Below are 19,813 nucleotides of genomic sequence, written 5' to 3'. Positions count from 1 at the left end.
CTCAATCCTCGTTCAGCGGCAGGCGGGCGGCCTCGTCGAAGCTCTTTTTCTTGGACGGCCACAGCGCAAAGGCGACAACCCCCGCGAACGCGACGATGACCGAGAACAGGCTCACGAGCTTGAGCGGTCCCAGAATGGCTTCGAAGTCCATTTCTCCCCCTCAGCGCAGATTGGCTTTGTTGTCGTAGAGTTTGAAATCGACCGTGGCGCCGAGCATCTGGAGATAGGCGACCAGCGCGTCCTGTTCGGTCACGGCGATGTCGCCGCCGAGGCTCGCGTGCGCAACCGCTTTGGGATAGCGCTTGACGAGATCGGTCACGGACGGATCGTCGGGGCTGAGCTGGGCCTTGATGTCGACGTCGGCCTTGGCGATCATTTCGGGCGTGTAGGGCACGCCTTCAAGCGCCAGCACGGACATGCTGTCGCGGATATGCCGGTAATCGAGGGCCGACTCGGCGAGGAAGGCATAGCGCGGCATGATCGAACCCGGCACGACCGAACGCGGGTTGCTCAGATGGCCGCGCTGCCAGTCGTCGGAATATTTGCCGCCGACGCGGGCGAGATCCGGGCCGGTGCGCTTGGAGCCCCACTGGAACGGATGGTCGTATTTCGACTCCGCCGCCAGCGAGTAATGGCCGTAGCGCTCCACTTCGTCGCGCAGCGAGCGAATCATCTGCGAATGGCAGAGATAGCAGCCCTCGCGGACGTAGATGTCGCGCCCCGCCAGTTCGAGCGGCGTATAGGGCCGCACGCCCTCGACGGTTTCGATCGTGCTCTTGAGATAGAACAGAGGCAGGATTTCCACGAGGCCGCCGATGGCGACGACCACCAGGATGCCGACGGTCAGGACGATCGAGTTCTTTTCGAAGATCGCGTGTTTGTTCCAAAGTGACATTTTCGAACTCCTCACTCGGCCGGCGCGAGCGCAGGATTGATTTCGGGGGCTCCGACCTCTTCAGGCGAAGCGAGGGTCTTGTAAAAGTTGAAGGCCATGATCAGCGAGCCGACGAGGAACAGGCCGCCGCCGATGGCGCGGATCACATAGAAGGGATGCATGGCCTCGACGGTTTCGATGAAGGAATATTCGAGAAATCCGTTCGACGTATAGGCGCGCCACATCAGACCCTGCAGGATGCCCGAGACCCACATCGCGGTGATGTAGAGCACGATGCCGATGGTCGCGATCCAGAAGTGCCAGTTCACCAGTTTCAGCGAATAGAGCTTCCGGTTGAACACCCAGGGGATCAGGCAGTAGAGCGCGCCGAAGGAGACGAAGCCCACCCAGCCGAGCGCGCCCGAATGAACGTGGCCGATGGTCCAGTCGGTGTAGTGCGACAGCGAATTGACCACCTTGATCGACATCAGCGGACCTTCGAAAGTCGACATGCCGTAGAAGGCGATCGAGACGACCAGCATCCGCAGCACGGGATCGGTGCGCAGCTTGTCCCAGGCGCCGGCGAGCGTCAGCAGGCCGTTGATCATGCCGCCCCAGGAAGGCATCCACAGCATGATCGAGAAGGTCATGCCAAGCGTCTGCGCCCAGTCCGGCAGGGCCGTGTAATGCAGATGGTGCGGGCCGGCCCAGATGTACATGAAGACCAGAGCCCAGAAGTGGATGATCGACAGACGGTAGGAATAGACCGGACGTTCCGCGCGCTTGGGCACGAAATAATACATGATCGCCAGAAATCCGGCGGTCAGGAAGAAGCCCACCGCATTATGGCCGTACCACCACTGGAACATCGCGTCCTGCACGCCCGACCAGACGATATAGGACTTGGGCGAGAAGATGGAGATCGGAACCGAGGCGTTGTTGCCGAGGTGCAGCATGGCGATGGTGATGATCATCGCCAGGGTGAACCAGTTGGCGACGTAGATATGGGGCTCCTTGCGCTTCCACAGGGTCGCCAGGAACACCAGCAGATAGGTCACCCAGACGAGGGTCAGCCAGAGGTCGGAATACCATTCCGGCTCGGCGTATTCCTTGCCCTGGGTGATGCCGAGCAGATAGCCCGTGCCGGCGATGACGATGAACAGGTTGAAACCAAGCACCACGAACCAGGGCGAGAGATCGCCGGCCAGACGTGCGCGGCAGGTGCGTTGCACGACATAAAGCGAGGTCGCGAGCAGCACGTTGCCGCCGAAGGCGAAGATCACCGCTGAAGTGTGCAGAGGCCGCAGGCGGCCGAAATTGATCCAGGGCAGTCCCATCGACAGGTCGGGGTAGGCCAGTTCCAGCGCGATGATCAGGCCGACCAGGAATCCGGCGATGCCCCAGAACACGGAGGCGAGGCTGGCGAACTTGATCGCACCGTAATTATAATTGGGCCTGCCGTTGATTTCCTGCGGGATGACCGCCGGGCGAATCGTGAAGCGCCTGAAGATGAACAAGGCCGAGCCGAAACCGGCAAGCGCGAACACGATCATATGAAACGCATAGGGACCCGTATAGGCCTTCGAGGCGATGAACAGGGCCAGAAGCCCGCCAAGGATCGACAGCACGATCCCCAGAATTTCTCCAATGGCCAATGATTTGCCGCCTTGCGGCGGCGCCGTGACTGTATTTGCTTGCGCCATGTTTTCGCCCCAATGAACGCGTGTCCGCGCCAATGCAAGCGCCGACCGACCGTTGGGCGGACCAATGCCCGCACCCTTCTGCGCTTACATTGACACAGGTCAATTGAAGCGCCCCCGGCATGATTAGCGCGAAAATCGATTTTATGCGATAGCGCAATCTCCTTCTAAAGTATTGGCTGCGGCCAGCGGTCACGCGACCCGTTGGGGTCCTTTCGTCGAATTTTCGTCTCCGGCGCGCCGCAACAGGGGACTCCAGGAGCGCGGTGGGCGGGCTTGCGCTTCTTTCCCTTGATTTGCAGGGCCGACGCGGCTTAAGTTACCGGGGATTTTCGGAGAAGCCGCGCCGGAGGAAAAACGCAAGAGATCGCCTCGGCGAAGAGGAGGCGACAATAGGATCCAGGCTTCGACATTATCATGCCGCCAAGCAATCAAACCGCCACATAATCAAGCTGCTCTGGGGAGGGCCGCGTTTTGACCGTTTACGCCCTTGAAACCGAAGGGCTGACCAAGGAGTTCGCCGGCTTCAGCGCCGTCAGCGACGTCGCCTTGCGCGTTAAACGTCACACGATCCATGCCTTGATCGGCCCCAATGGCGCCGGCAAGACCACCTGCTTCAACCTGTTGACGAAATTCCTGGAGCCGACGCGCGGAACGATCCGCTACGAGGGCCATGACATAACCGGCGCGCGCGCCGCCGACATCGCCCGGCTTGGCCTCGTCCGCTCGTTTCAGATTTCGGCGGTTTTTCCCAAATTCACCGCGCTGGAGAACGTGCGCGTCGCCCTGCAGCGCGGTCGCGGCGCCTCGTTCGATTTCTGGCGCTCCGACCGGCTGTTGCGACACTATGACGAGAGGGCGCGGGCGCTGCTCGACGATGTCGGTCTCGACGGCTGGGCCGAGCGCAGCGCCGGCGAAATGCCCTATGGGCGCAAGCGCGCGCTGGAAATCGCCACCACGCTGGCGCTCGATCCGCAGATGCTGCTGCTCGACGAACCCATGGCCGGCATGGGCCACGAGGACATCGACCGGATCGCGGCCCTCATCAAGCGCGTGGCGGCGGGACGCACCGTGCTGATGGTCGAGCATAATCTCAATGTCGTGGCCAGCCTGTGCGACGTCATCACGGTTCTGACCCGCGGCCGGATTCTGGCCGAAGGCGACTACGCCGCCGTATCCTCCAATCCGGCCGTGCAGGAAGCCTATCTGGGCGCGCAAATCGCGGGAGACGGGCATGGCTGAGGCGGACTTGACCGCGCCGTTGCTCAGCGTCGCCGGCTTGCAGGCCTTTTATGGCGAATCGCATGTGCTGCACGGCGTCAATCTGCGGATTTTCCCCGGCGAGGTCGTCACCTTGCTCGGCCGCAACGGCGCGGGCAAGACCACGACTCTCAAGTGCATCATGGGCATGGTCGGCAAGCGCTCGGGCTCGATTTGTTTCGCGGAAAACGAGACCATCGCCCTGACTTCCGACCGCATCGCGCGGCTTGGCGTCGCGCTGTGTCCCGAGGAGCGCGGCATATTCGCCAGCCTGAGCGTCGAGGAAAATCTGCTGCTGCCGCCAAAAATCGCTCCGGGCGGGCTGCCGCTCGACGAGATTTTCACGCTTTTCCCGAATCTGAAAGAGCGTTTGTCGAGCCAGGGCGGCAAGCTTTCCGGCGGCGAGCAGCAGATGCTGGCGATCGGCCGCATCCTGCGCACCGGGGCGCGGCTGCTGCTGCTCGACGAGCCGACCGAAGGGCTCGCCCCGATCATCATCCGCCAGATTGGCGTCGCCATCGGCAAGCTGAAAGCGCTGGGTTTCACGATTTTGCTGGTCGAGCAGAATTTTCGCTGGGCCTCGGCGCTCGCCGACCGCTTTTATGTCATGGAGCATGGCGAGATCGTCGAATCCTTCGCCAGCGCCGAACTGGCGGCCAATATGGATAAATTGCACGCGTGTCTTGGCGTGTGAAGCGAGGCGGCGCCGGAAAAGAGCGTCGTCGCAACAGGAGGGAAGCATGAAACATATCTTGCAGGCGGGCGCCGCGTTGGCCCTGATTCTCGCCGTTCCGGCTCTGGCGCAGGAAAAAACCATAAGAATCGGCGTCCTGACCGATATGTCCGGCCCCTATGCCGATGTCGGCGGCGCCGGCTCGACGCTGGCCGCCGAACTGGCGGTCGAGGACTCCGGGATCAAGGCCAGGGGCTGGACCGTCTCGGTGGTCTCCGCCGACCATCAGAACAAGGTCGATGTCGCCAGCAATGTCACCCGCGAATGGTTCGACCAGGGCAAGGCCGACGTGATCGTCGACACGCTCAATTCCGGCGTGGCGCTGGCGGTCAGCCAGATCGTCAAGGAAAAGAACAAGGTGCTGCTCAATTCCGGCGCGGCGAGTTCCGATCTGACCGGCAAGTCCTGTTCGCCCAACACCATCGCCTGGACCTACGACACTTTTTCGCAGGCCAACGGCACCGGCCGGGCGTTGACCAAGGCGGGCGGCGACAGCTGGTACTTCATCACCGCCGACTATGCTTTCGGCAAGGCGCTGGAGCGCGACACCACGGCGGTGGTGACAGCCAATGGCGGCAAGGTGCTCGGCGATACGATGGCGCCGCTCAACAACGCCGATTTCTCGTCGCAACTGCTTCAGGCGCAGGCTTCCAAGGCCAAGGTGATCGGACTCGCCAACGCCGGCGCGGATTCCGTCAATTCCATCAAGCAGGCGGCCGAATTCGGCATCACCCAGAGCGGCCAGAAACTCGCCGCGCTGCTGATCTTCATTTCGGACGTCCATGCGCTCGGCCTCAAGGCGGCGCAGGGGCTTGAGTTCACCGAGACCTATTATTGGGACGTCAACGACCAGACCCGCGCTTTCGCCGACCGGTTCTCCAAGCGCTCGAAAAACGCCGCCAAGCCGACCATGGTTCAGGCGGGCGTCTATTCCTCGCTCCGGCATTATCTGAAGGCGGTCGAGGCGGGCGCGCCCGTGGCCGATGGCGCGGGCGTCGTCGCCAGGATGAAGTCGCTGCCGACCGACGACCAGGCCTTCGGCAAAGGCTCGATCCGCGAGGACGGACGCAAGATTCATCCAGCCTATCTGCTGCAGGTGAAAAAGCCCGAGGAATCGAAATATCCCTGGGATTATGCGCGCATTGTCGCCACCATCCCCGCCGAAGAGGCCTTCCGGCCGCTGTCGCAGAGCGAGTGTCCGCTGGTGAAGAAGTGAGCGGATTTTCTTTTGGCCCGGCAAGGGGCGCCCCCTTTCCCGCAAAACGCGGAGAGGGGGCGCCGACGCCCGAGGAGCGGGGAAGCGCTGCATGATCCCCCTGCTTGGCATCACCACCCAGGCCCTGTTCGCGCAATTGCTGCTCGGCCTCATCAACGGGGCCTTCTATGCCCTGCTGAGCCTCGGCCTCGCCGTGATCTTCGGCATGTTGAACATCGTCAATTTCGCCCATGGCGCGCTCTACATGATGGGCGCGTTCTTCGCCTGGTTCCTGCTCCATTATTTCGAGATCGGCTATTGGCCGGCGCTGGTCCTGGCGCCGCTCGGCGTCGGCCTGCTGGGGATGGTCATCGAGCGGACCATGCTGCACCGCCTCGCCGGCCTCGATCCGATCTACGGACTGCTCCTGACCTTCGGGATCGCCCTGATCGTGCAGGGCCTGTTCCAGAACGCCTATGGCGCCTCCGGCATGCCTTACCCCATGCCCGACCTGCTCAAGGGCGGACAAAATCTCGGTTTCATGTATCTGCCCAATTACCGCGCCTGGGTGGTCGTGTTTTCCATCGCCGTCTGCCTCGCGACCTGGTTCGCCATCGAAAAGACCCGGCTCGGCGCGACGCTGCGCGCGGCGACGGAAAATCCCGAACTGACCCGCGCCTTCGGCGTCAATGTGCCGCGCCTGATCACCCTCACCTATGGTTTCGGGGTGGCGCTGGCGGCGCTCGCCGGCGTGCTGGCGGCGCCGATCTATCAGGTGCGCCCGCTGATGGGCGCCGATTTCATCATCGTCGTTTTCGCCGTGGTGGTGATCGGCGGCATGGGCTCGATCATGGGCTCGATTCTGACCGGCTTCCTGCTCGGCCTGGTCGAGGGCCTGACCAAGGTTTTCTATCCGCAGGCGGCCAATGTCGTGGTCTTCGTCATCATGGTTCTGGTCCTGCTGGTCAAGCCGGCGGGCCTGTTCGGAAAGCAGGCCTGAGATGAGAGACGCCGCCGCTCCCGCAATTCTTCGGACCAAACGCCCGCCCGACGAAATCCTCGCCATCGCGGCGCTGGCGGCGCTGCTCGTCGCCGCGCCGCTGGCCATCTATCCCTTTCTTCTCGCCCAGGCCCTGTGCATGGCGCTGTTCGCCTGCGCCTTCAACCTGCTGGTCGGCTATGGCGGGCTGCTTTCCTTCGGCCACGCGCTGTTCTTCGGCTGGGCGAGCTATTTCGCCGCCCATATGGCGAAGGGTTTTGGCTGGCCCCCGGAACTGGCGATCGCCGCCGCGACGCTTTGCGCCGGCGCGCTCGGCCTCGTCGCCGGCGCGCTGTCGATCCGCCGCCAGGGCATTTATTTCTCGATGATCACGCTGGCGCTGGCGCAGCTCGGCTATTTCGTCGCCTTGCAGGTTCCCTTCACCCATGGCGAAGACGGCATCCAGGGGGTTCCGCGCGGAAAACTGTTCGGGCTGATCAATCTCGGCGACGATTTCACGCTTTATTATGTCGTGCTGGCGATTTTCCTGTTCGGCCTGTTCGGGGTCTATCGCATCGTCCATTCGCCCTTCGGCGCCGTGCTCAAGGCGATTCGCGAAAACGAGCCGCGCGCCATTTCGCTCGGCTATCGGACCGAGCGCTACAAGCTCGCCGCTTTCGTGCTTTCCGCCACGCTGGCGGGACTGGCCGGCGCCACCAAGGCGATCGTCGCGCAAAGCGCCACTTTGACCGACGCGCACTGGACCATGTCGGGCGAAGTGATCCTGATGACCCTGGTCGGCGGCATGGGCACGATTACAGGGCCGGTGCTGGGGGCCTTCGTCATCGTCGCCATGCAGACGTATTTCTCGGCGATGGGACAATGGGTGACGGTGATTCAGGGCGCCATTTTCGTGCTCTGCGTGCTGGCTTTCCGGCGCGGCGTGGTCGGCGAAATCGCCGCGCGGTTCAAAATTTCGCTCTGAATCTCTCGTCTTCGCGCCCGGGCAGCGGGCCCGGATAGGCGGCGACCGCACGCGCGACCAGCTTTTTTTCCTGGGTGCGGATGACCCACCAGCCGAGGATGATTCCCATCAGCGCGAAAGCCAGCGCGACCCTGCCCAACGGGCCGGCGACATTTTCGAAAGCGTCGCCGAAGGCGTAGCCGCCAATGCCGAAAACAAGCGCCCAGAGGATGCCGCCGGTGGCGTTGTAGAACAGGAACTTGCCCCAGCCATAGCGGTTCACCCCGGCGAGGAAGGCGGCGAAAATCCGCAAGACCGCGATGAAACGCCCGTAAAACACGATTTTCGCGCCATGGTTGTCGAATAGATACTGGCCGAGCTTGATCCGCTCGTCGCTAAGGCCGACCCTCGCGCCATGACGCAGCAGCAGCGGCAGGCCAAAACGCCGTCCAGCCCAGAAGCCGACATTGTCGCCGAGAATGGCGGCCGCGGCCGCCAGCGCAATGATCAGGCGAATGTCGAGCAGGCCCGTCGCGCCGGCGAACAGGGCGGCGAGCACCAGGGCGGTCTCGCCCGGCAGCGGAATGCCGGAACTCTCCAGCGCGACAATGCAGAAAACCGCCAGATAACCATGCTGGACGATCAGGGGCTGTATCACGTCGATGAACATTTAGCGTCCCGGTGGCGTGGCTTCGCGCAACGGCGGCGAACTGTCCACCGGATAGGACGCGACGGTCAAAAAAGATAGCGGAAAAAAGTTGTTCTCCCTTTGGCGGAAAAACAATGGCCGGCTCGCGAATCGGGTCGGCCCGATGATGTTTTTGCCTTGGGGGCCGAGGTTCAGACGCAAAGGGACTTCAGATGCTCTGCGTTTCGCTCCGGCGCCGAGCAATCCTGCGGCCAGCGGATCCGATCATGGTCCAAGGTTTTGCCGGCGACGCGGGACCGCGACGGCTGAATTTCCCACTCGCCTTCGAGCGCCACATGCACCACATGCCGCAAACCGGCGAGGATGGGCATGGGGTGGCGAACCATGCCCTGTTCGAGACTTTGGCGACGTTTCGGGCCGGCCATGCGATCGTAGTCGGCGACCAGCCGCGCGACCAGGGCGCCTCTCGACAGACCGGCGCGCCGGGCCGCGGCGATGACGCGTCTTTGCAAGGTTCCGCCGATGCAGGCCAGCGCCGCGGCGGCGACATGTTCATTGGCGCAAGAGCGGAATAATTCAGTCGTTCGCATGAATTTCTCCGGATTCACGATCTTGTCCGGACATGCCGGCAAAACCGTCTGGCCACGATGACGCGGTGAAAAAGCACGCACGGACACTCAGAACGCGATAGAACCCTAGCAGCGGCGCCGCCCCTCGCCCGAATCAATTTCCCGTGATCCGGTCCCCGAAGCGGTCAATGGCCCGCGCTCGTAAACCATTTGTTAAGGCTTGGCGGCGCTCGTTAATTAGGGCTTGGCGGCGCCCGTTGATCAAGGCTTGGCGGGGCCCGTTAATCAAGGCTTGGCGGGGCCCGGCCCGTAAGAGGCGAATCGCTCGCACAGCGCCAGGGTCTCGGCCTCGGGCAGGATGACCGGCGCGCCGGCGAGCGAGGCGAGATAATGCAGCTTCGCGAGCGTTTCGAGTTCGCCCGCCAGCCACAGCGCGCGGGTCAGGTCGGGGCCGACCGCGATCATGCCATGGCTGCCGAGCAGCACGCCCTGGCGCGGCCCCAGCGCCCGCACGGCGAGGTCGGCCAGTTCCTGCGTGCCGAAAGGCGCGTAATCGGCGCATTCGATGCGCGCGACGCCGAAAGCCCCGAGCATGTAATGGCTGGCCGGAATCGGACGGCGCAGCATTGACAGCACGGTGGCGTAGGGCGCGTGGGTATGGACGATGGCCCCTACATCCGGCCGGGCGGCAAAAATGTCGCGGTGAAACCGCCATTCGCTGGAGGCGCGCAGGCCGGTCGCCTCGTCCCGCGCCGCCTCTTGGCGGCAAAATCCATCGCGACGATCATTTCCGGCGTGATAGCGCTGTAATCTCAGCCGCTCGGCGTGATCAGCATGGCGTTGTCGATGCGCAGCGAAATATTGCCCGCCGCGCCCTGGTTGATCCCCAGCGCATTCATCGCTCGGGCCGCCTCGACCAGATTTTTTCGCGCCTGCGCCTGTTTTTTCCGCCCCGGCGCCTGCTTTTTTATGGGGCGCGCCATCACCAGCTTCCGATATTGGCCGCGCTGGCCCAGGGCTCCCGCGCCGGCAGGGCGGCGCCCTTTTGCAGCAATTCGACCGAAATTCCGTCGGGCGAGCGGATGAAGGCCATGCGGCCGTCGCGCGGCGGGCGATTGACGACCACCCCGGCCTCGGCGAGCCGGTCGCAATAAGCGTAGATGTCATCGACCTCATAAGCCAGATGGCCGAAATTGCGGCCGCCGGTATAATCTTCGCGGTCCCAGTTATAAGTCAGCTCCAAGAGCGGCGAAAACGTCTCGGCGGAACGGATCGCATCGCCCGGGGCGGCAAGAAAGATCAGGGTGAAGCGGCCTTGCTCGCTTTCCATCCGGCGAATTTCGACGAGGCCCATTTTCCGGATGAAGAAGTCGAGCGCGGCGTCGAGATCGGCGATGCGGATCATCGTATGCAGGTAACGCATGTTCGGGCTCCTGGTTCGATTTCCCGGTGTTTTAGCATTGTTTGGGCGTTTTTCGAGCGGAAAGCGGGCGAACGGAATGGCTCACCGCAAGACCGTCGCCTTGACCCACCATTCGGGATGGCCGCGTGCGATCGCGCGCGCCGCCGCGCCCGCCTGCCGGCAGGTCTCGAACAGGGCGAAACAGGTGGCGCCCGAACCCGACATGCGCGCCAGCCGGCAGCCGCGCGCGCCCGAAAGCACCGCCAGCACATGGCCGATCACCGGCGCCAGCACGCTGGCCGCATCCTCCATGTCGTTGCGGCCCTTGTTGAGCGCGCGCAAGAAACTTTCGAAATCCATGCCGTCCGCAATGAGCGGATGCGGCCCATAGGACGTTGTCTCGCCCGGCTTGAGGCCGAGTTTTGCGAACACCGCCCGCGTCTCCACCGGCTGGCGCGGATTGACCAGAACCGCGAACAAAGGCGGCAGTTTGAGCGGCGGCCCCAGCCGCTCGCCGATTCCGCTCATCATTTTCGCTTGCGGCGCGAGGCAGACCGGCACATCGGCGCCGGTTTTCCGCGCCGCTGCGTAAAGCGCCGGATCGTCCGGCGCCAGGCCGCCGGCCTCGGCCAGCAGCCGCAAGGCCGCCGCGGCGTCGGACGAGCCGCCGCCCACGCCCGCCGCCACCGGCAGGCGCTTGGCCAGATGAAAGGCGCCCGAGCGCAGGCCCGGCTTTTCCTCGAACAGCGCGCGTTCGGCCCGCGCGACCAGATTGTCGCCGGCCTCGCCTGCGGCCTGCGCGGTCGGACCGTCCACGACAAGCGAAAAATGATCACCCGGCGCCAGCGTCAGAAGATCGGCGGCGCCGGCGAAGGCGACGAGGCTTTGCAATTCATGATAGCCGTCGTCGCGCCGGCCCTCGATATGCAGGGTCAGGTTGATCTTGGCCGGAGCCCGGGTCGCCAGAATTTTGACTGAACTCATATAGCCGTCAGGTCCGGCGCCGGGATGAATTCAGGATCGCCCTCGACGCCGGCGAATTTGCCGGCGACCCAGTCGGCGCGGGCGGCGACGATGCGTTCGCGGCTCGACGACACGAAATTCCACCACAGGAAGCGCGGCCCCTCCAGAATGTCGCCGCCAAGCGCGACCAGCCGCGCCGCTTGCTTTGCGCGCGCCGCGACTTCGGCGCCGGGTCGCAGCACGATCAGCCGGCCCGGCTCGAAGGTTGCGCCGTCGATTTCGACTTCGCCGGAAACCAGATAAAAGGCGCGGTCCTCATGTTCGGGCGCCAGAACATAAGTCCCGCCCGGCGACACATCGACATCGGCGAAAAAACAGGGCGAAAAGCTTTTCACCGGCGCGCGCAACCCGTGCAGCGCGCCAATGGCCAGACGCAGCGAAAAGCCGTCGCCCTCCAGGCGGGGCAGGGCCTCGCGCCCGGCATGCTCGAAGGTCGGCTCGGTCTCCTCGGCGTGAAGCGGCAGCGCTAGCCAGCATTGCAGGCCCGACATGCGCCCGCCGGAAGCGCGAAAGCCGAGCGGCGAGCGTTCGGAATGGACGATGCCGCGACCCGCGACCATCAGATTGACGGCGCCGGCCGCGATATTCTGCTGGCTGCCAAGCGAATCGCGATGCAGGATTTCGCCGTCGAACAGATAGGTGAGGGTGGCGAGGCCGATATGGGGATGCGGCCGCACGTCGATCCCGGCGCCGGCGGGAAAATCGGCGGGGCCCATCTGGTCGAGGAAAACGAACGGCCCGACCATGCGCTTTTGCGCCGCGGGCAGGGCGCGGCGCACGCCGAAGCCGCCAAGGTCGCGCGCCGGCGGCACGATGACGAGATCGACGACGGGAGGAGTCAAAAGGGTCATGACGGCCTCATTCGACGTCGAGCGGCGCGACGCCTTTCGCCGCGCCGTCGGCGCCCTGAACGATCTTCTCGATCCGCGCCTCGGCGCTTTTCAGGAGACCGTCGCAATGTTTCTTCAAGATCTCGCCGCGCTCGTAGAGTGCGATGGATTTATCGAGATCGACATTGCCCTTTTCGAGCGCGGAGACGATCTCCTCCAGTTCGCGCATGGCGGTCTCGAAACTCGGTTCAGGGGCTTTTTCGGCTGCGCTCACGGAAAATTCCTGTTGTGGTCAAGACTCCCTCCCGCCGGTTGCGGCGAGAGGGTCGGGGAGGGAGGGGGAAAAGCGTCAGCCTGCCGAACAAGCGGCGGCGCCAGTCTTTTGTGCAGGCGCGCCATCAAGGCGATGCCGAACAGGGGCGTCAGCAGGTTCAAGACCGGCGTCGCGACGAACAAGGCGATGATCAGGCCGGCGGCGAACAGCGTCAGCCCATGACGGGAGCGCAGGGCCTGCACCTCGTCAAGCGGCCGGAAGCGCAGCGCCGCCAGCTGGAAATATTCACGGCCGAACAGATAGGCGTTGGCGACGACGAAGGCCAGCGCGTTGACCCCCGGCAACAGCCACACGCAAAAGGCGACAAAATTCACCGCCAGCGCCACCGCGGCGAATTTGGCCGCCAGCCCGAGCGAGGTCATGACGGGCGCGGGCCGCCCGCGCAAACCCGGCGGATATATGTCGGCTTCGACATGATCGGCCAGTTCGTCGAGGAAAAAGCCGGCGACCAGAATGGACACGGCGGGGATGAGAAAGATCAGGCCGACGAACAGGCCGAGCGCGGCGGCGACCCCGATCAGCGTCTGAAGCCAGGCCGGGCCGCCCGCCGAGACCAGGATCGCGACGCGCTCCAGCGCCAGTCCGAGCGCCGCCAGCAGCGCCAGCGTCAGCGCCAGCGACTTGAACAGCACCGCGCGGAACGGTTTTGAGAAAATTTCGCGAAAACTCGCCAGCGCGTCGTCGAACATGGCGCTCCCGTGAAAAAAAGCCTCACGCCGCGTCGAAACTCGGCGAGGTCTGTGTCAGCAAGGCATAGAGCGCCGGGGCGTCGCGCGTCGAGCGAATTTTCGTCACGGTGGCCGGATTGCGCAACAGCCGGGCGATGATCGAGAGCGCCTTCAGGTGATCGGCGCCCGCCGATTCCGGCGCGATCAGGGCGAACAGCAGATCGACCGGCTGGCCGTCGAGGGCCTCGAAGTCGATTCCGCGCTCAAGGCGCGCGAAAACGCCGAAAATGCGCGGCGCATGGAGCAATTTGCCATGGGGAATGGCGATTCCCTCGCCAAGCCCGGTCGAGTTGAGCTTTTCGCGCTGCATCCAGGCGTCGAAAATCTCGCGTGCGGGAAGCCCGGAGACCTCGGCGGCCTTTTCGCTCAATTCCTGAAGCGCCTGTTTTTTGCCGTTCACCCTCAGGCAGGGCAAAACGGCCTCGGGGACGAGAAGATTTTCAAGCGGCATGAACACCGATTTCCGTCAAGACGCGACTTGCGGCGCCCGAAACTCCAGATCGCGCGCCGGCGGAGCCGGCGCCCGAAAACCCATCGATCCCGGCGCGCTTGTCCCCGAGGGGCCCGCGCGCCAAGTCGATATCTAAAGCATTTTCACGATTCGTGGAAACATCGTCTGCATATCGATCGCCTTTTGCGCGCATTTCCAGGCCGACCGGAGTCCGGTTCGCGTGAAAACGCCTTGGCGCCAACCGAACCGCGCTCACGCGGATCCTTTTTCGCCGCCGGTCGGATCGATCCAGCCGATATTGCCGTCGAGCCGGCGATAAATCACATTGACCCGGCCGGACGAGGCGTGACGAAAGGCGAGCACCGGCGCGCCGGTCAGATCGAGCTCCAGAACCGCCGCCGACACCGACAATTTCTGCAGAAACTTGTCGGATTCGGCGATCACCGCCGGCTTGAAATCATGTTCCGAGGGGGCGTCTTCGACCTCGTCGAGCGCTCCGATCACGGTATAATGGATCGGCTCGCCGCCAACCGCCGCGCCATTGTCGCGAGGCGCGGCGTTGCGATCCTTGAGCTTGCGCTTGTAGCGGCGCAGGCGGCTCTCGATGCGCGCCGCCGTCTGGTCGAAACTGGCGTAGACTTCTTGCGCGCGGCCTTCCGCCTGCAAGGTGACGCCGGAGGCGAGATGCAAGGTGCAATCGGTGCGATAGCCTGAGCCTTCCGGCTCGATCGTCACATGGCCGGCCACCGAGCCGTCAAAATATTTGCCGGTCGCGGCGTTCAGTCTGTCGGAAACATGGGTGCGTAAAGCTTCGCCGATATTGATGTTCTTGCCTGAGATACGCAAAGCCATTTTGTTGTTCCAGGGGTTGTGAAAATTCTTCCCGCTTTGCCGAAGCTCCCGCAACTCTGCAAAATTTCGCGGGCGCGGGTTTTCGCCTCAGCCGCCGACGGGGGTATTTTCTCCGATGCCACATCCGCCGCGCGGGCGGGCCTGCAAGGCGAGCAACCCGGCTCGAAACCGAGCGTCGCTCCTTCTGGCCATGTCAAGGGTTAGAAGCCTCCGCGTTTGAAGTCAATGGCGTCGGCGATGCCCGCAGGGCTCCGAACTCGGGTTAACAACGCCGCCATGACCGGGCTTGTCCCGGTCTTTCCACGTCGGGCCATAGCGTCATCGGCAACGAAATTGCGCGAATACCTATTTCTTTCGGCAGCTTTCGCGCGGCGCCTTGGCGTGGATGGCCGTGACAGGCACGGCCATGACGGCCCCTGATTTCAGAAATCAACCGGGATTCGGAGACCTTGAGACGCCCGCGCCGACCGGCGCGCGCAAGACCGGCCCGGCGGCGCTTTGAAACGCCGCGCGCCTCACGCGGACCGGGCGGAAAGCGCCTGTTTTTCGCGCCGCCGTTCCACGGACGAGGGAATTTTCAGACTTTCGCGGTATTTCGCCACGGTCCTGCGCGCAATGTCGATGTCCTGCTCCTTCAATCTCTCGACAATGGCGTCGTCCGAGAGAATGGCCTCGGGCGCTTCGGCGTCGATCATCTGCTTGATCTTGAAGCGCACCGCCTCGGCGGAGTGGGCGTCGCCGCCGCCATGGGCGGCGATCGAGGCGGTGAAAAAATATTTGAGCTCGAACAGGCCGCGCGGCGTCGACATGTATTTGTTCGAGGTCACGCGCGAAACCGTCGATTCATGCAATCCGACGGCGTCGGCGATGTTTTTCAGGTTGAGCGGGCGCAGATGTTCGACGCCGAGCGCAAGAAAGGCGTCCTGCCGCCGCACGATTTCGGTTGAAACCTTCAAAATGGTGCGGGCGCGCTGTTCGAGGCTCTTGGTCAGCCAGTTGGCGGTTTGCAGGCATTGCGACATGAAGGTCTTGTCTTCGTCGGCGACGCCCTTGCGCGACACCGTCGCCGCATAGGTCTGGTTGACCAGCACGCGCGGCAGGGCCTCGGAATTGAGTTCGATCAGCCAGGAGCCGTCGCGCGCCGCGCGGACGATCACGTCGGGCGCGACCGGCTGCACGATGGAGCCGCCGAAAGCTCGGCCGGGCTTGGGATCGAGCCGGCGGATTTCGGCGAGCATGTCGGACAGGTCCTCGTCGTCGACGCCGCAGATCTTGCGCAAGGCGGCGAAGTCGCGCCGGGCGACCAGCGGCAGGTGGGCGACCATCGCCTGCATCGCCGGATCGTAGCGGTCCAGCTCGCGCAATTGCAGCGCCAGGCACTCGGCCAGATCGCGCGCGCCAATCCCGGTCGGCTCGAAAGTCTGCACCAGCGCGATGACCTGTTCGACCCGCGAAGGCGCCGCGCCGAGCCTTTCGGCAAGGTTTTCCGCGCTTTCGCGCAGATAGCCGGCCTCGTCGATGGAATCGATGATGGCAAGGCCGATCATGCGTTCGACCGGGTCCCTGGTCGCCACCGCCAACTGCGCGCCGAGATGATCGGACAGCGTCGTCTGCTCGGCGATATAGGCTTCGATATTGGCCGCTTCGCCGGAGGATTCGGCCCCGCCCGATCCCGACCAGGCGGTGTCGGACAGGCCGAGCGCCTCCAGCTTGTTCTGTTCGGCGGCGGGGTTGAGGTCGGGCTCGCCATCGAAGGCGTTTTCCACTTCCGTGCCGAGACTTTCGGCAAGGGCTTCGGTCGAGACCGCCAGTTGCGGCTCGCTCCAGTCGCCCTCCGCCGGATCGCCGGAGGACAAGGGCGCATTTTCGGCGTTGGTCGCCTCGCTCAGCGCGTCAATGCCGGTCGCCTTGGGGTCCGGCCCGTCCTCGACGCGCTCCAGCAGCGGATTGCGCTCCAGTTCCTCCTCGACGAAGGCCGCGAGTTCGATGCTCGAATATTGCAGCAGCTTGATCGCCTGCAAAAGTTGCGGCGTCATCACCAGCGACTGTCCCTGTCGAAGCAGCATTTTTGCGGACAAGGCCATCGAGAACTCGCTTTACGCTGCAGATCGACGACCGATCAAAATCGGCTTATTTCTTGCATACACCCTTTTTGCCGTCGCGGCCAAGAAAATTTTTGCCCCGCCCGCTTTCAAAAACGCAAAGGTCAACTTCCTGCAACGGATTGTTTGGAAGGATTTTTTCGCCCCTCCCGGGTTCACATGCGGAAATCTTCGCCGAGATAAAAGCGGCGAACCTCGGCGTTGGCGACGATGGCCTCCGGGTCGCCCTCGGTCAGCACATGGCCGGAATGGATGATATAGGCGCGGTCGATCAGCCCGAGCGTTTCGCGGACATTATGGTCGGTGATCAGCACGCCGATGCCCCGGCTTTTGAGATGCTGCACCAGATTCTGGATGTCGCCGACGGCGATCGGGTCGATGCCGGCGAAAGGCTCGTCGAGCAGCATGAAAGAGGGATTGCTGGCCAGCGAGCGGGCGATTTCGCAGCGCCGCCGCTCGCCGCCCGACAAGGCGATGGAGGGCGCCTTGCGCAGGCGCTTGATGTCGAATTCCTCCAGCAGGGATTCGAGATGCTGGTTGCGGCGGTCGCGGTCGGGTTCGGCGATTTCGAGCACGGCGCGAATATTGTCCTCGACGCTGAGGCCGCGAAAGATCGAGGCCTCCTGCGGCAGATAGCCTATGCCGAGCCGCGCGCGGCGGTACATCGGCAAGCCGGTCACGTCATGGCCGTCGAGTTCGATCATGCCCTTGTCGGGTTTGACCAGTCCGGTGATCATGTAGAACACCGTGGTCTTGCCCGCGCCATTGGGGCCGAGCAGGCCGACCGCCTCGCCGCGCCGCACATTGAGGCTGACATCCTCCACCACCCGGCGGGCCTTGTAGGATTTTCCCAGATGGTGGACGTTGAGCATGTGTTCGCCCGATCTCCTCAACGGCCGCTTTTGTTCGGCGTCGCCGCCGGCGGCGGCGAAGCGCCGGGCGCGGGCCTGGCGTTCTGGTCGCCGGGAACGATCAGGCTGCGCACCCGCCCGGTCGAGGAGACCACGGCCTGGCCGGTGGTCAGGTCATAGACCAGCTTGTCGCCGCGCGTCACGTTCTCGCCCTGCGACAGGGCGACATGGCCATTGAGATAGAATTTGTTCTCGGGCTTGTCATAGACCAGGGCGTCGCCGGTTCCGACCTGGTCCTTGCTGGTGATGGCGATCGGCCCCTTGCCTTCCATGCGCCGGACCTGCGAGCCGCCCGCCGGGCCTGTCCCCGGGGCCGGCGCGGGGGCGGCGCCGGTCGGCTTCTTGTCGAGATAGATCGTCAGCACCGAGGCGTTGAGCCGGGAGTCGCCCTGCACCGCCACGACATTGCCGGTATAGATGAGCTTCTGCTCCTTGTCGAAATAATCGAGCTTGTCGGCGGCGATGTTGATCGGCTCGTGGTTGGAGGCGCCCGGCAGCAGCGACGGTCCGGCGGCGGCGCTGGCCGGGGAAGCGGCGGCGGCTTTCGGCGCGCCCTTGCTCGCTGGCGCCTTGGCCGGAGATTGGGCCAGCGCCGCGCCGGAGATCGCGGCCATAAGGGCCAGGGTCGCGCCCACAGGCGCCCATTTCGTCAACCGGGACAAGGCGCGCTCCAATTCAATTTTTGCCCGGGCCCGACGGCGCCGCGCCATCGTCCGGCGCCGACTCGAACTGCGACTGGACATTGCCGATAAAGATGATCTGCTCGCCGTTTTCGGTCATGGCCATCTTGTCGGAGCTTACCCAGCCGCCATTGAAATCCAGACGCACCGGATCGACCGAGCTGAGCGCGTTGGTCTTGAAATTCATCGCCGCGCTTTTCATGGCGAGGTCATAGGTTGCGCCCTTGACGTGGACATGGCCCGAAAGGTCCAGGGTCTGGGCGGCGGAATCATAAAGGCCGTGGTCGCCGAGCACCCGCGTCTCGCCTTCGTCGGACAGGCGCAGCCGGGCGTCGAGATGGGTGAGGTCGGTGCGGTTGGGATCGCGCGGGCTCTGCACGCCGGAATCCGCCGTGACTTCATAAGGCCGCCCGTCGCGGCGCACGCCGGTCAGGCGCGGGCGCTCCATCGTCACCTTGTCGCCGCTGATCCCGATGCTGTCGAGCGATAAATGGGCGTCGCCGGCGTCATGCGTGCGAAACCAGGAATACCAGACCACTCCGACGCTGGTCGCGACCGCGCCGGCCACGACCAGCCGGCGCAGCCATCTGACCCGCGCGCTGTGCCGCGCGGCGGACCTGAAGGCGCGGTTGCGTCCGGCAACGGCGCGCGAACCGGCCTGGTCGGAAGGGCCCGGCCCATCAGCCTGCATGAGTTCGCCGCGCGCCCGCGCGCCCTCCAAATTCATCGACACGTCTTTTTACCCAACCTTTTTGCCGCATTTGCGGCCTTTCCCCTATAGAAGCCGAGAATGAACGCCGGTTGAATGGACTTCAGACAGCCAATGGCCGCGTTTCACTATGTTTGTCCGCGAGGCTTTTCGCGAAAATGGCCCGCCGCGCGATTTGCCCGGATCGCATATCCAATCACCTATGAAGTCACATATGGGCGAAAATATCGGTTTCCGGCCAGCCCAGCAAATCCAGTTCGGCGCGCGCCGGCAGGAAGTCGAAACATTCCTGCGCGATGGCGTCGCGGCCTTCGCGGGCCAGCATGATATCGAGTTTTTCACGCAAGGCGTGCAAATAGAGCACGTCGGAGGCCGCATAGGCGAGTTGCGCCTCGCTCAGGCTCCCTGCGCCCCAGTCGGAAGATTGCTGTTGCTTGGAAATGTCGACGCCGAGCAATTCGCGCAAAAGGTCTTTGAGACCATGGCGGTCGGTATAGGTGCGGGTCAGTTTCGAGGCGATCTTGGTGCAATAGACCGGGCTGGCGCGCAAGCCGAAGGTCTTTTGCAGGATGGCAAGGTCGAAACGCGCGAAATGGAAGATTTTTGTCAATTCCGGATCGGCGAGCAGCCGGGTCAGGTTGGGCGCCTCGGTCTGGCCCCTGGCGATCTGCACCAGATGCGCCGAGCCGTCGCCGACCGAAAGCTGGACGAGGCAAAGCCGGTCGCGATGCGGATGCAGGCCGAGCGTCTCGGTGTCAATGGCGACGCTGCCGCCGGCCCGAAAATCGTCGGGCAGGTCGCCGCTGTGCAAATAATTGGTCATCGTCGATCCCGTCGGGCGCTCTTCCGCACAATCGAGACGATCGCG

Annotated in this window: 25 protein-coding genes; 6 read left to right on the top strand and 19 right to left on the bottom strand. The window is 63.9% G+C overall.

What is annotated here, in order from left to right:
- Position 1: 1 nt before the first annotated feature.
- From QZY01_RS03005 to ccoN, 3 genes are read right to left on the bottom strand one after another with little or no spacing between them, the layout of a single operon-like run.
- Entirely contained in the window at positions 2 to 151 is a 150-nt protein-coding gene (locus tag QZY01_RS03005) for a cbb3-type cytochrome c oxidase subunit 3 (RefSeq protein WP_294533136.1), read from the bottom strand.
- A 9-nt stretch (positions 152 to 160) separates the two neighbouring features.
- Positions 161 to 895, bottom strand: a complete 735-nt coding sequence (ccoO, locus tag QZY01_RS03000) for a cytochrome-c oxidase, cbb3-type subunit II (protein WP_294533134.1) — start codon at positions 893 to 895, stop codon at positions 161 to 163.
- Positions 896 to 906: 11 nt separating this feature from the next.
- Complete coding sequence (ccoN, locus tag QZY01_RS02995) at positions 907 to 2,577, bottom strand: cytochrome-c oxidase, cbb3-type subunit I (protein ID WP_294533131.1); 1,671 nt, start codon at positions 2,575 to 2,577, stop codon at positions 907 to 909.
- A 471-nt stretch (positions 2,578 to 3,048) separates the two neighbouring features.
- Here ccoN and QZY01_RS02990 point away from each other — a divergent pair, with 471 nt between their 5' ends.
- The 5 genes from QZY01_RS02990 (at position 3,049) to QZY01_RS02970 (ending at position 7,726) form a co-directional block, all read left to right on the top strand.
- A complete protein-coding gene (locus QZY01_RS02990) occupies positions 3,049 to 3,816 on the top strand; it encodes an ABC transporter ATP-binding protein (RefSeq protein ID WP_294533129.1) in 768 nt (255 codons plus the stop codon).
- On the top strand, positions 3,809 to 4,528 hold the full coding sequence (locus QZY01_RS02985; RefSeq protein ID WP_294533127.1) for an ABC transporter ATP-binding protein: 720 nt from the start codon (positions 3,809 to 3,811) through the stop codon (positions 4,526 to 4,528). The genes QZY01_RS02990 and QZY01_RS02985 overlap by 8 nt, the downstream gene beginning before the upstream one ends.
- A 46-nt stretch (positions 4,529 to 4,574) precedes the next feature.
- Positions 4,575 to 5,783 carry an ABC transporter substrate-binding protein gene (locus tag QZY01_RS02980; protein WP_294533125.1) on the top strand — a complete coding sequence of 403 codons (1,209 nt, stop codon included), beginning with the start codon at positions 4,575 to 4,577 and terminating at the stop codon, positions 5,781 to 5,783.
- A gap of 91 nt (positions 5,784 to 5,874) precedes the next feature.
- Positions 5,875 to 6,762, top strand: a complete 888-nt coding sequence (locus tag QZY01_RS02975; protein ID WP_294533123.1) for a branched-chain amino acid ABC transporter permease — start codon at positions 5,875 to 5,877, stop codon at positions 6,760 to 6,762.
- 1 nt (position 6,763) lies between these two features.
- Positions 6,764 to 7,726 (top strand): branched-chain amino acid ABC transporter permease, encoded by a 963-nt coding sequence (locus tag QZY01_RS02970; protein WP_294533121.1) that lies wholly within the window; start codon positions 6,764 to 6,766, stop codon positions 7,724 to 7,726.
- Here the strand turns inward: QZY01_RS02970 and QZY01_RS02965 are convergent.
- From QZY01_RS02965 to QZY01_RS02955, 3 genes are all read right to left on the bottom strand, one after another.
- The gene (locus tag QZY01_RS02965) at positions 7,710 to 8,375 is read right to left on the bottom strand and encodes a DedA family protein (protein WP_294533119.1); all 666 of its coding nucleotides are present in this window, start codon (positions 8,373 to 8,375) and stop codon (positions 7,710 to 7,712) included. The two genes, QZY01_RS02970 and QZY01_RS02965, sit on opposite strands and share 17 nt — an antisense overlap.
- Before the next feature lie 170 nt (positions 8,376 to 8,545).
- Positions 8,546 to 8,944 (bottom strand): hypothetical protein, encoded by a 399-nt coding sequence (locus QZY01_RS02960; protein ID WP_294533117.1) that lies wholly within the window; start codon positions 8,942 to 8,944, stop codon positions 8,546 to 8,548.
- 264 nt (positions 8,945 to 9,208) lie between these two features.
- Positions 9,209 to 9,619, bottom strand: a complete 411-nt coding sequence (locus QZY01_RS02955; RefSeq protein ID WP_294533208.1) for a class II aldolase/adducin family protein — start codon at positions 9,617 to 9,619, stop codon at positions 9,209 to 9,211.
- Here QZY01_RS02955 and QZY01_RS02950 point away from each other — a divergent pair.
- The gene (locus QZY01_RS02950) at positions 9,575 to 9,733 is read left to right on the top strand and encodes a hypothetical protein (protein ID WP_294533115.1); all 159 of its coding nucleotides are present in this window, start codon (positions 9,575 to 9,577) and stop codon (positions 9,731 to 9,733) included. The genes QZY01_RS02955 and QZY01_RS02950 overlap by 45 nt on opposite strands.
- 2 nt (positions 9,734 to 9,735) lie before the next feature.
- Here QZY01_RS02950 and QZY01_RS02945 read toward each other — a convergent pair whose 3' ends face one another.
- The 13 genes from QZY01_RS02945 to QZY01_RS02885 all read right to left on the bottom strand — a co-directional run bounded on the left by QZY01_RS02945 (position 9,736) and on the right by QZY01_RS02885 (position 19,768).
- Positions 9,736 to 9,906: a class II aldolase/adducin family protein gene (locus tag QZY01_RS02945; RefSeq protein ID WP_294533113.1), complete on the bottom strand. Its 171-nt coding sequence runs from the start codon at positions 9,904 to 9,906 to the stop codon at positions 9,736 to 9,738.
- Positions 9,906 to 10,346, bottom strand: a complete 441-nt coding sequence (locus QZY01_RS02940; protein WP_294533111.1) for a VOC family protein — start codon at positions 10,344 to 10,346, stop codon at positions 9,906 to 9,908. Before QZY01_RS02940 ends, QZY01_RS02945 begins: the two co-directional genes overlap by 1 nt.
- Before the next feature lie 81 nt (positions 10,347 to 10,427).
- Positions 10,428 to 11,309 (bottom strand): 4-(cytidine 5'-diphospho)-2-C-methyl-D-erythritol kinase, encoded by an 882-nt coding sequence (locus tag QZY01_RS02935; protein ID WP_294533109.1) that lies wholly within the window; start codon positions 11,307 to 11,309, stop codon positions 10,428 to 10,430.
- Complete coding sequence (locus QZY01_RS02930) at positions 11,306 to 12,199, bottom strand: pirin family protein (RefSeq protein WP_294533107.1); 894 nt, start codon at positions 12,197 to 12,199, stop codon at positions 11,306 to 11,308. Before QZY01_RS02930 ends, QZY01_RS02935 begins: the two co-directional genes overlap by 4 nt.
- A gap of 7 nt (positions 12,200 to 12,206) precedes the next feature.
- On the bottom strand, positions 12,207 to 12,452 hold the full coding sequence (locus tag QZY01_RS02925) for an exodeoxyribonuclease VII small subunit (RefSeq protein WP_294533105.1): 246 nt from the start codon (positions 12,450 to 12,452) through the stop codon (positions 12,207 to 12,209).
- Positions 12,449 to 13,201, bottom strand: a complete 753-nt coding sequence (locus tag QZY01_RS02920; RefSeq protein ID WP_294533103.1) for a sulfate transporter family protein — start codon at positions 13,199 to 13,201, stop codon at positions 12,449 to 12,451. The genes QZY01_RS02925 and QZY01_RS02920 overlap by 4 nt, the downstream gene beginning before the upstream one ends.
- Before the next feature lie 22 nt (positions 13,202 to 13,223).
- Positions 13,224 to 13,691: a PTS sugar transporter subunit IIA gene (locus tag QZY01_RS02915; protein WP_294533101.1), complete on the bottom strand. Its 468-nt coding sequence runs from the start codon at positions 13,689 to 13,691 to the stop codon at positions 13,224 to 13,226.
- Positions 13,692 to 13,943: 252 nt separating this feature from the next.
- Complete coding sequence (gene raiA, locus QZY01_RS02910) at positions 13,944 to 14,543, bottom strand: ribosome-associated translation inhibitor RaiA (protein ID WP_294533099.1); 600 nt, start codon at positions 14,541 to 14,543, stop codon at positions 13,944 to 13,946.
- A gap of 515 nt (positions 14,544 to 15,058) precedes the next feature.
- Entirely contained in the window at positions 15,059 to 16,627 is a 1,569-nt protein-coding gene (gene rpoN / locus QZY01_RS02905) for an RNA polymerase factor sigma-54 (protein ID WP_294533097.1), read from the bottom strand.
- Between the two features lie 173 nt (positions 16,628 to 16,800).
- The gene (gene lptB, locus QZY01_RS02900) at positions 16,801 to 17,517 is read right to left on the bottom strand and encodes an LPS export ABC transporter ATP-binding protein (RefSeq protein WP_294533095.1); all 717 of its coding nucleotides are present in this window, start codon (positions 17,515 to 17,517) and stop codon (positions 16,801 to 16,803) included.
- Between the two features lie 17 nt (positions 17,518 to 17,534).
- Entirely contained in the window at positions 17,535 to 18,218 is a 684-nt protein-coding gene (locus QZY01_RS02895; protein ID WP_294533093.1) for an LptA/OstA family protein, read from the bottom strand.
- Between the two features lie 13 nt (positions 18,219 to 18,231).
- Positions 18,232 to 18,963 (bottom strand): LPS export ABC transporter periplasmic protein LptC, encoded by a 732-nt coding sequence (lptC, locus tag QZY01_RS02890; protein WP_294533206.1) that lies wholly within the window; start codon positions 18,961 to 18,963, stop codon positions 18,232 to 18,234.
- A 190-nt stretch (positions 18,964 to 19,153) separates the two neighbouring features.
- Positions 19,154 to 19,768, bottom strand: coding sequence for a ribonuclease D (locus tag QZY01_RS02885; RefSeq protein ID WP_294533091.1), 615 nt, complete (start codon positions 19,766 to 19,768; stop codon positions 19,154 to 19,156).
- Between the last annotated feature and the right edge of the window lie 45 nt (positions 19,769 to 19,813).

This window comes from uncultured Rhodoblastus sp. (assembly GCF_903903185.1).
In the GTDB taxonomy this organism is placed as follows: Bacteria; Pseudomonadota; Alphaproteobacteria; order Rhizobiales; family Beijerinckiaceae; genus Rhodoblastus.
This window is presented reverse-complemented; position numbering and strand designations above follow the sequence as displayed.

Coding starts and splice junctions, on each gene's coding strand:
- ccoN (WP_294533131.1), bottom strand. CDS start 2,577: ATGGCGCAAGCAAATACAGTCACGGCGCCGCCGCAAGGCGGCAAATCA.
- QZY01_RS02980 (WP_294533125.1), top strand. CDS start 4,575: ATGAAACATATCTTGCAGGCGGGCGCCGCGTTGGCCCTGATTCTCGCC.
- QZY01_RS02935 (WP_294533109.1), bottom strand. CDS start 11,309: ATGAGTTCAGTCAAAATTCTGGCGACCCGGGCTCCGGCCAAGATCAAC.
- QZY01_RS02920 (WP_294533103.1), bottom strand. CDS start 13,201: ATGTTCGACGACGCGCTGGCGAGTTTTCGCGAAATTTTCTCAAAACCG.
- QZY01_RS02985 (WP_294533127.1), top strand. CDS start 3,809: ATGGCTGAGGCGGACTTGACCGCGCCGTTGCTCAGCGTCGCCGGCTTG.
- QZY01_RS02915 (WP_294533101.1), bottom strand. CDS start 13,691: ATGCCGCTTGAAAATCTTCTCGTCCCCGAGGCCGTTTTGCCCTGCCTG.
- rpoN (WP_294533097.1), bottom strand. CDS start 16,627: ATGGCCTTGTCCGCAAAAATGCTGCTTCGACAGGGACAGTCGCTGGTG.
- QZY01_RS02975 (WP_294533123.1), top strand. CDS start 5,875: ATGATCCCCCTGCTTGGCATCACCACCCAGGCCCTGTTCGCGCAATTG.
- QZY01_RS02940 (WP_294533111.1), bottom strand. CDS start 10,346: ATGCGTTACCTGCATACGATGATCCGCATCGCCGATCTCGACGCCGCG.
- QZY01_RS02965 (WP_294533119.1), bottom strand. CDS start 8,375: ATGTTCATCGACGTGATACAGCCCCTGATCGTCCAGCATGGTTATCTG.
- QZY01_RS02930 (WP_294533107.1), bottom strand. CDS start 12,199: ATGACCCTTTTGACTCCTCCCGTCGTCGATCTCGTCATCGTGCCGCCG.
- QZY01_RS02945 (WP_294533113.1), bottom strand. CDS start 9,906: ATGGCGCGCCCCATAAAAAAGCAGGCGCCGGGGCGGAAAAAACAGGCG.
- QZY01_RS02970 (WP_294533121.1), top strand. CDS start 6,764: ATGAGAGACGCCGCCGCTCCCGCAATTCTTCGGACCAAACGCCCGCCC.
- QZY01_RS02960 (WP_294533117.1), bottom strand. CDS start 8,944: ATGCGAACGACTGAATTATTCCGCTCTTGCGCCAATGAACATGTCGCC.
- ccoO (WP_294533134.1), bottom strand. CDS start 895: ATGTCACTTTGGAACAAACACGCGATCTTCGAAAAGAACTCGATCGTC.
- raiA (WP_294533099.1), bottom strand. CDS start 14,543: ATGGCTTTGCGTATCTCAGGCAAGAACATCAATATCGGCGAAGCTTTA.
- lptB (WP_294533095.1), bottom strand. CDS start 17,517: ATGCTCAACGTCCACCATCTGGGAAAATCCTACAAGGCCCGCCGGGTG.
- QZY01_RS03005 (WP_294533136.1), bottom strand. CDS start 151: ATGGACTTCGAAGCCATTCTGGGACCGCTCAAGCTCGTGAGCCTGTTC.
- QZY01_RS02885 (WP_294533091.1), bottom strand. CDS start 19,768: ATGACCAATTATTTGCACAGCGGCGACCTGCCCGACGATTTTCGGGCC.
- lptC (WP_294533206.1), bottom strand. CDS start 18,963: ATGAATTTGGAGGGCGCGCGGGCGCGCGGCGAACTCATGCAGGCTGAT.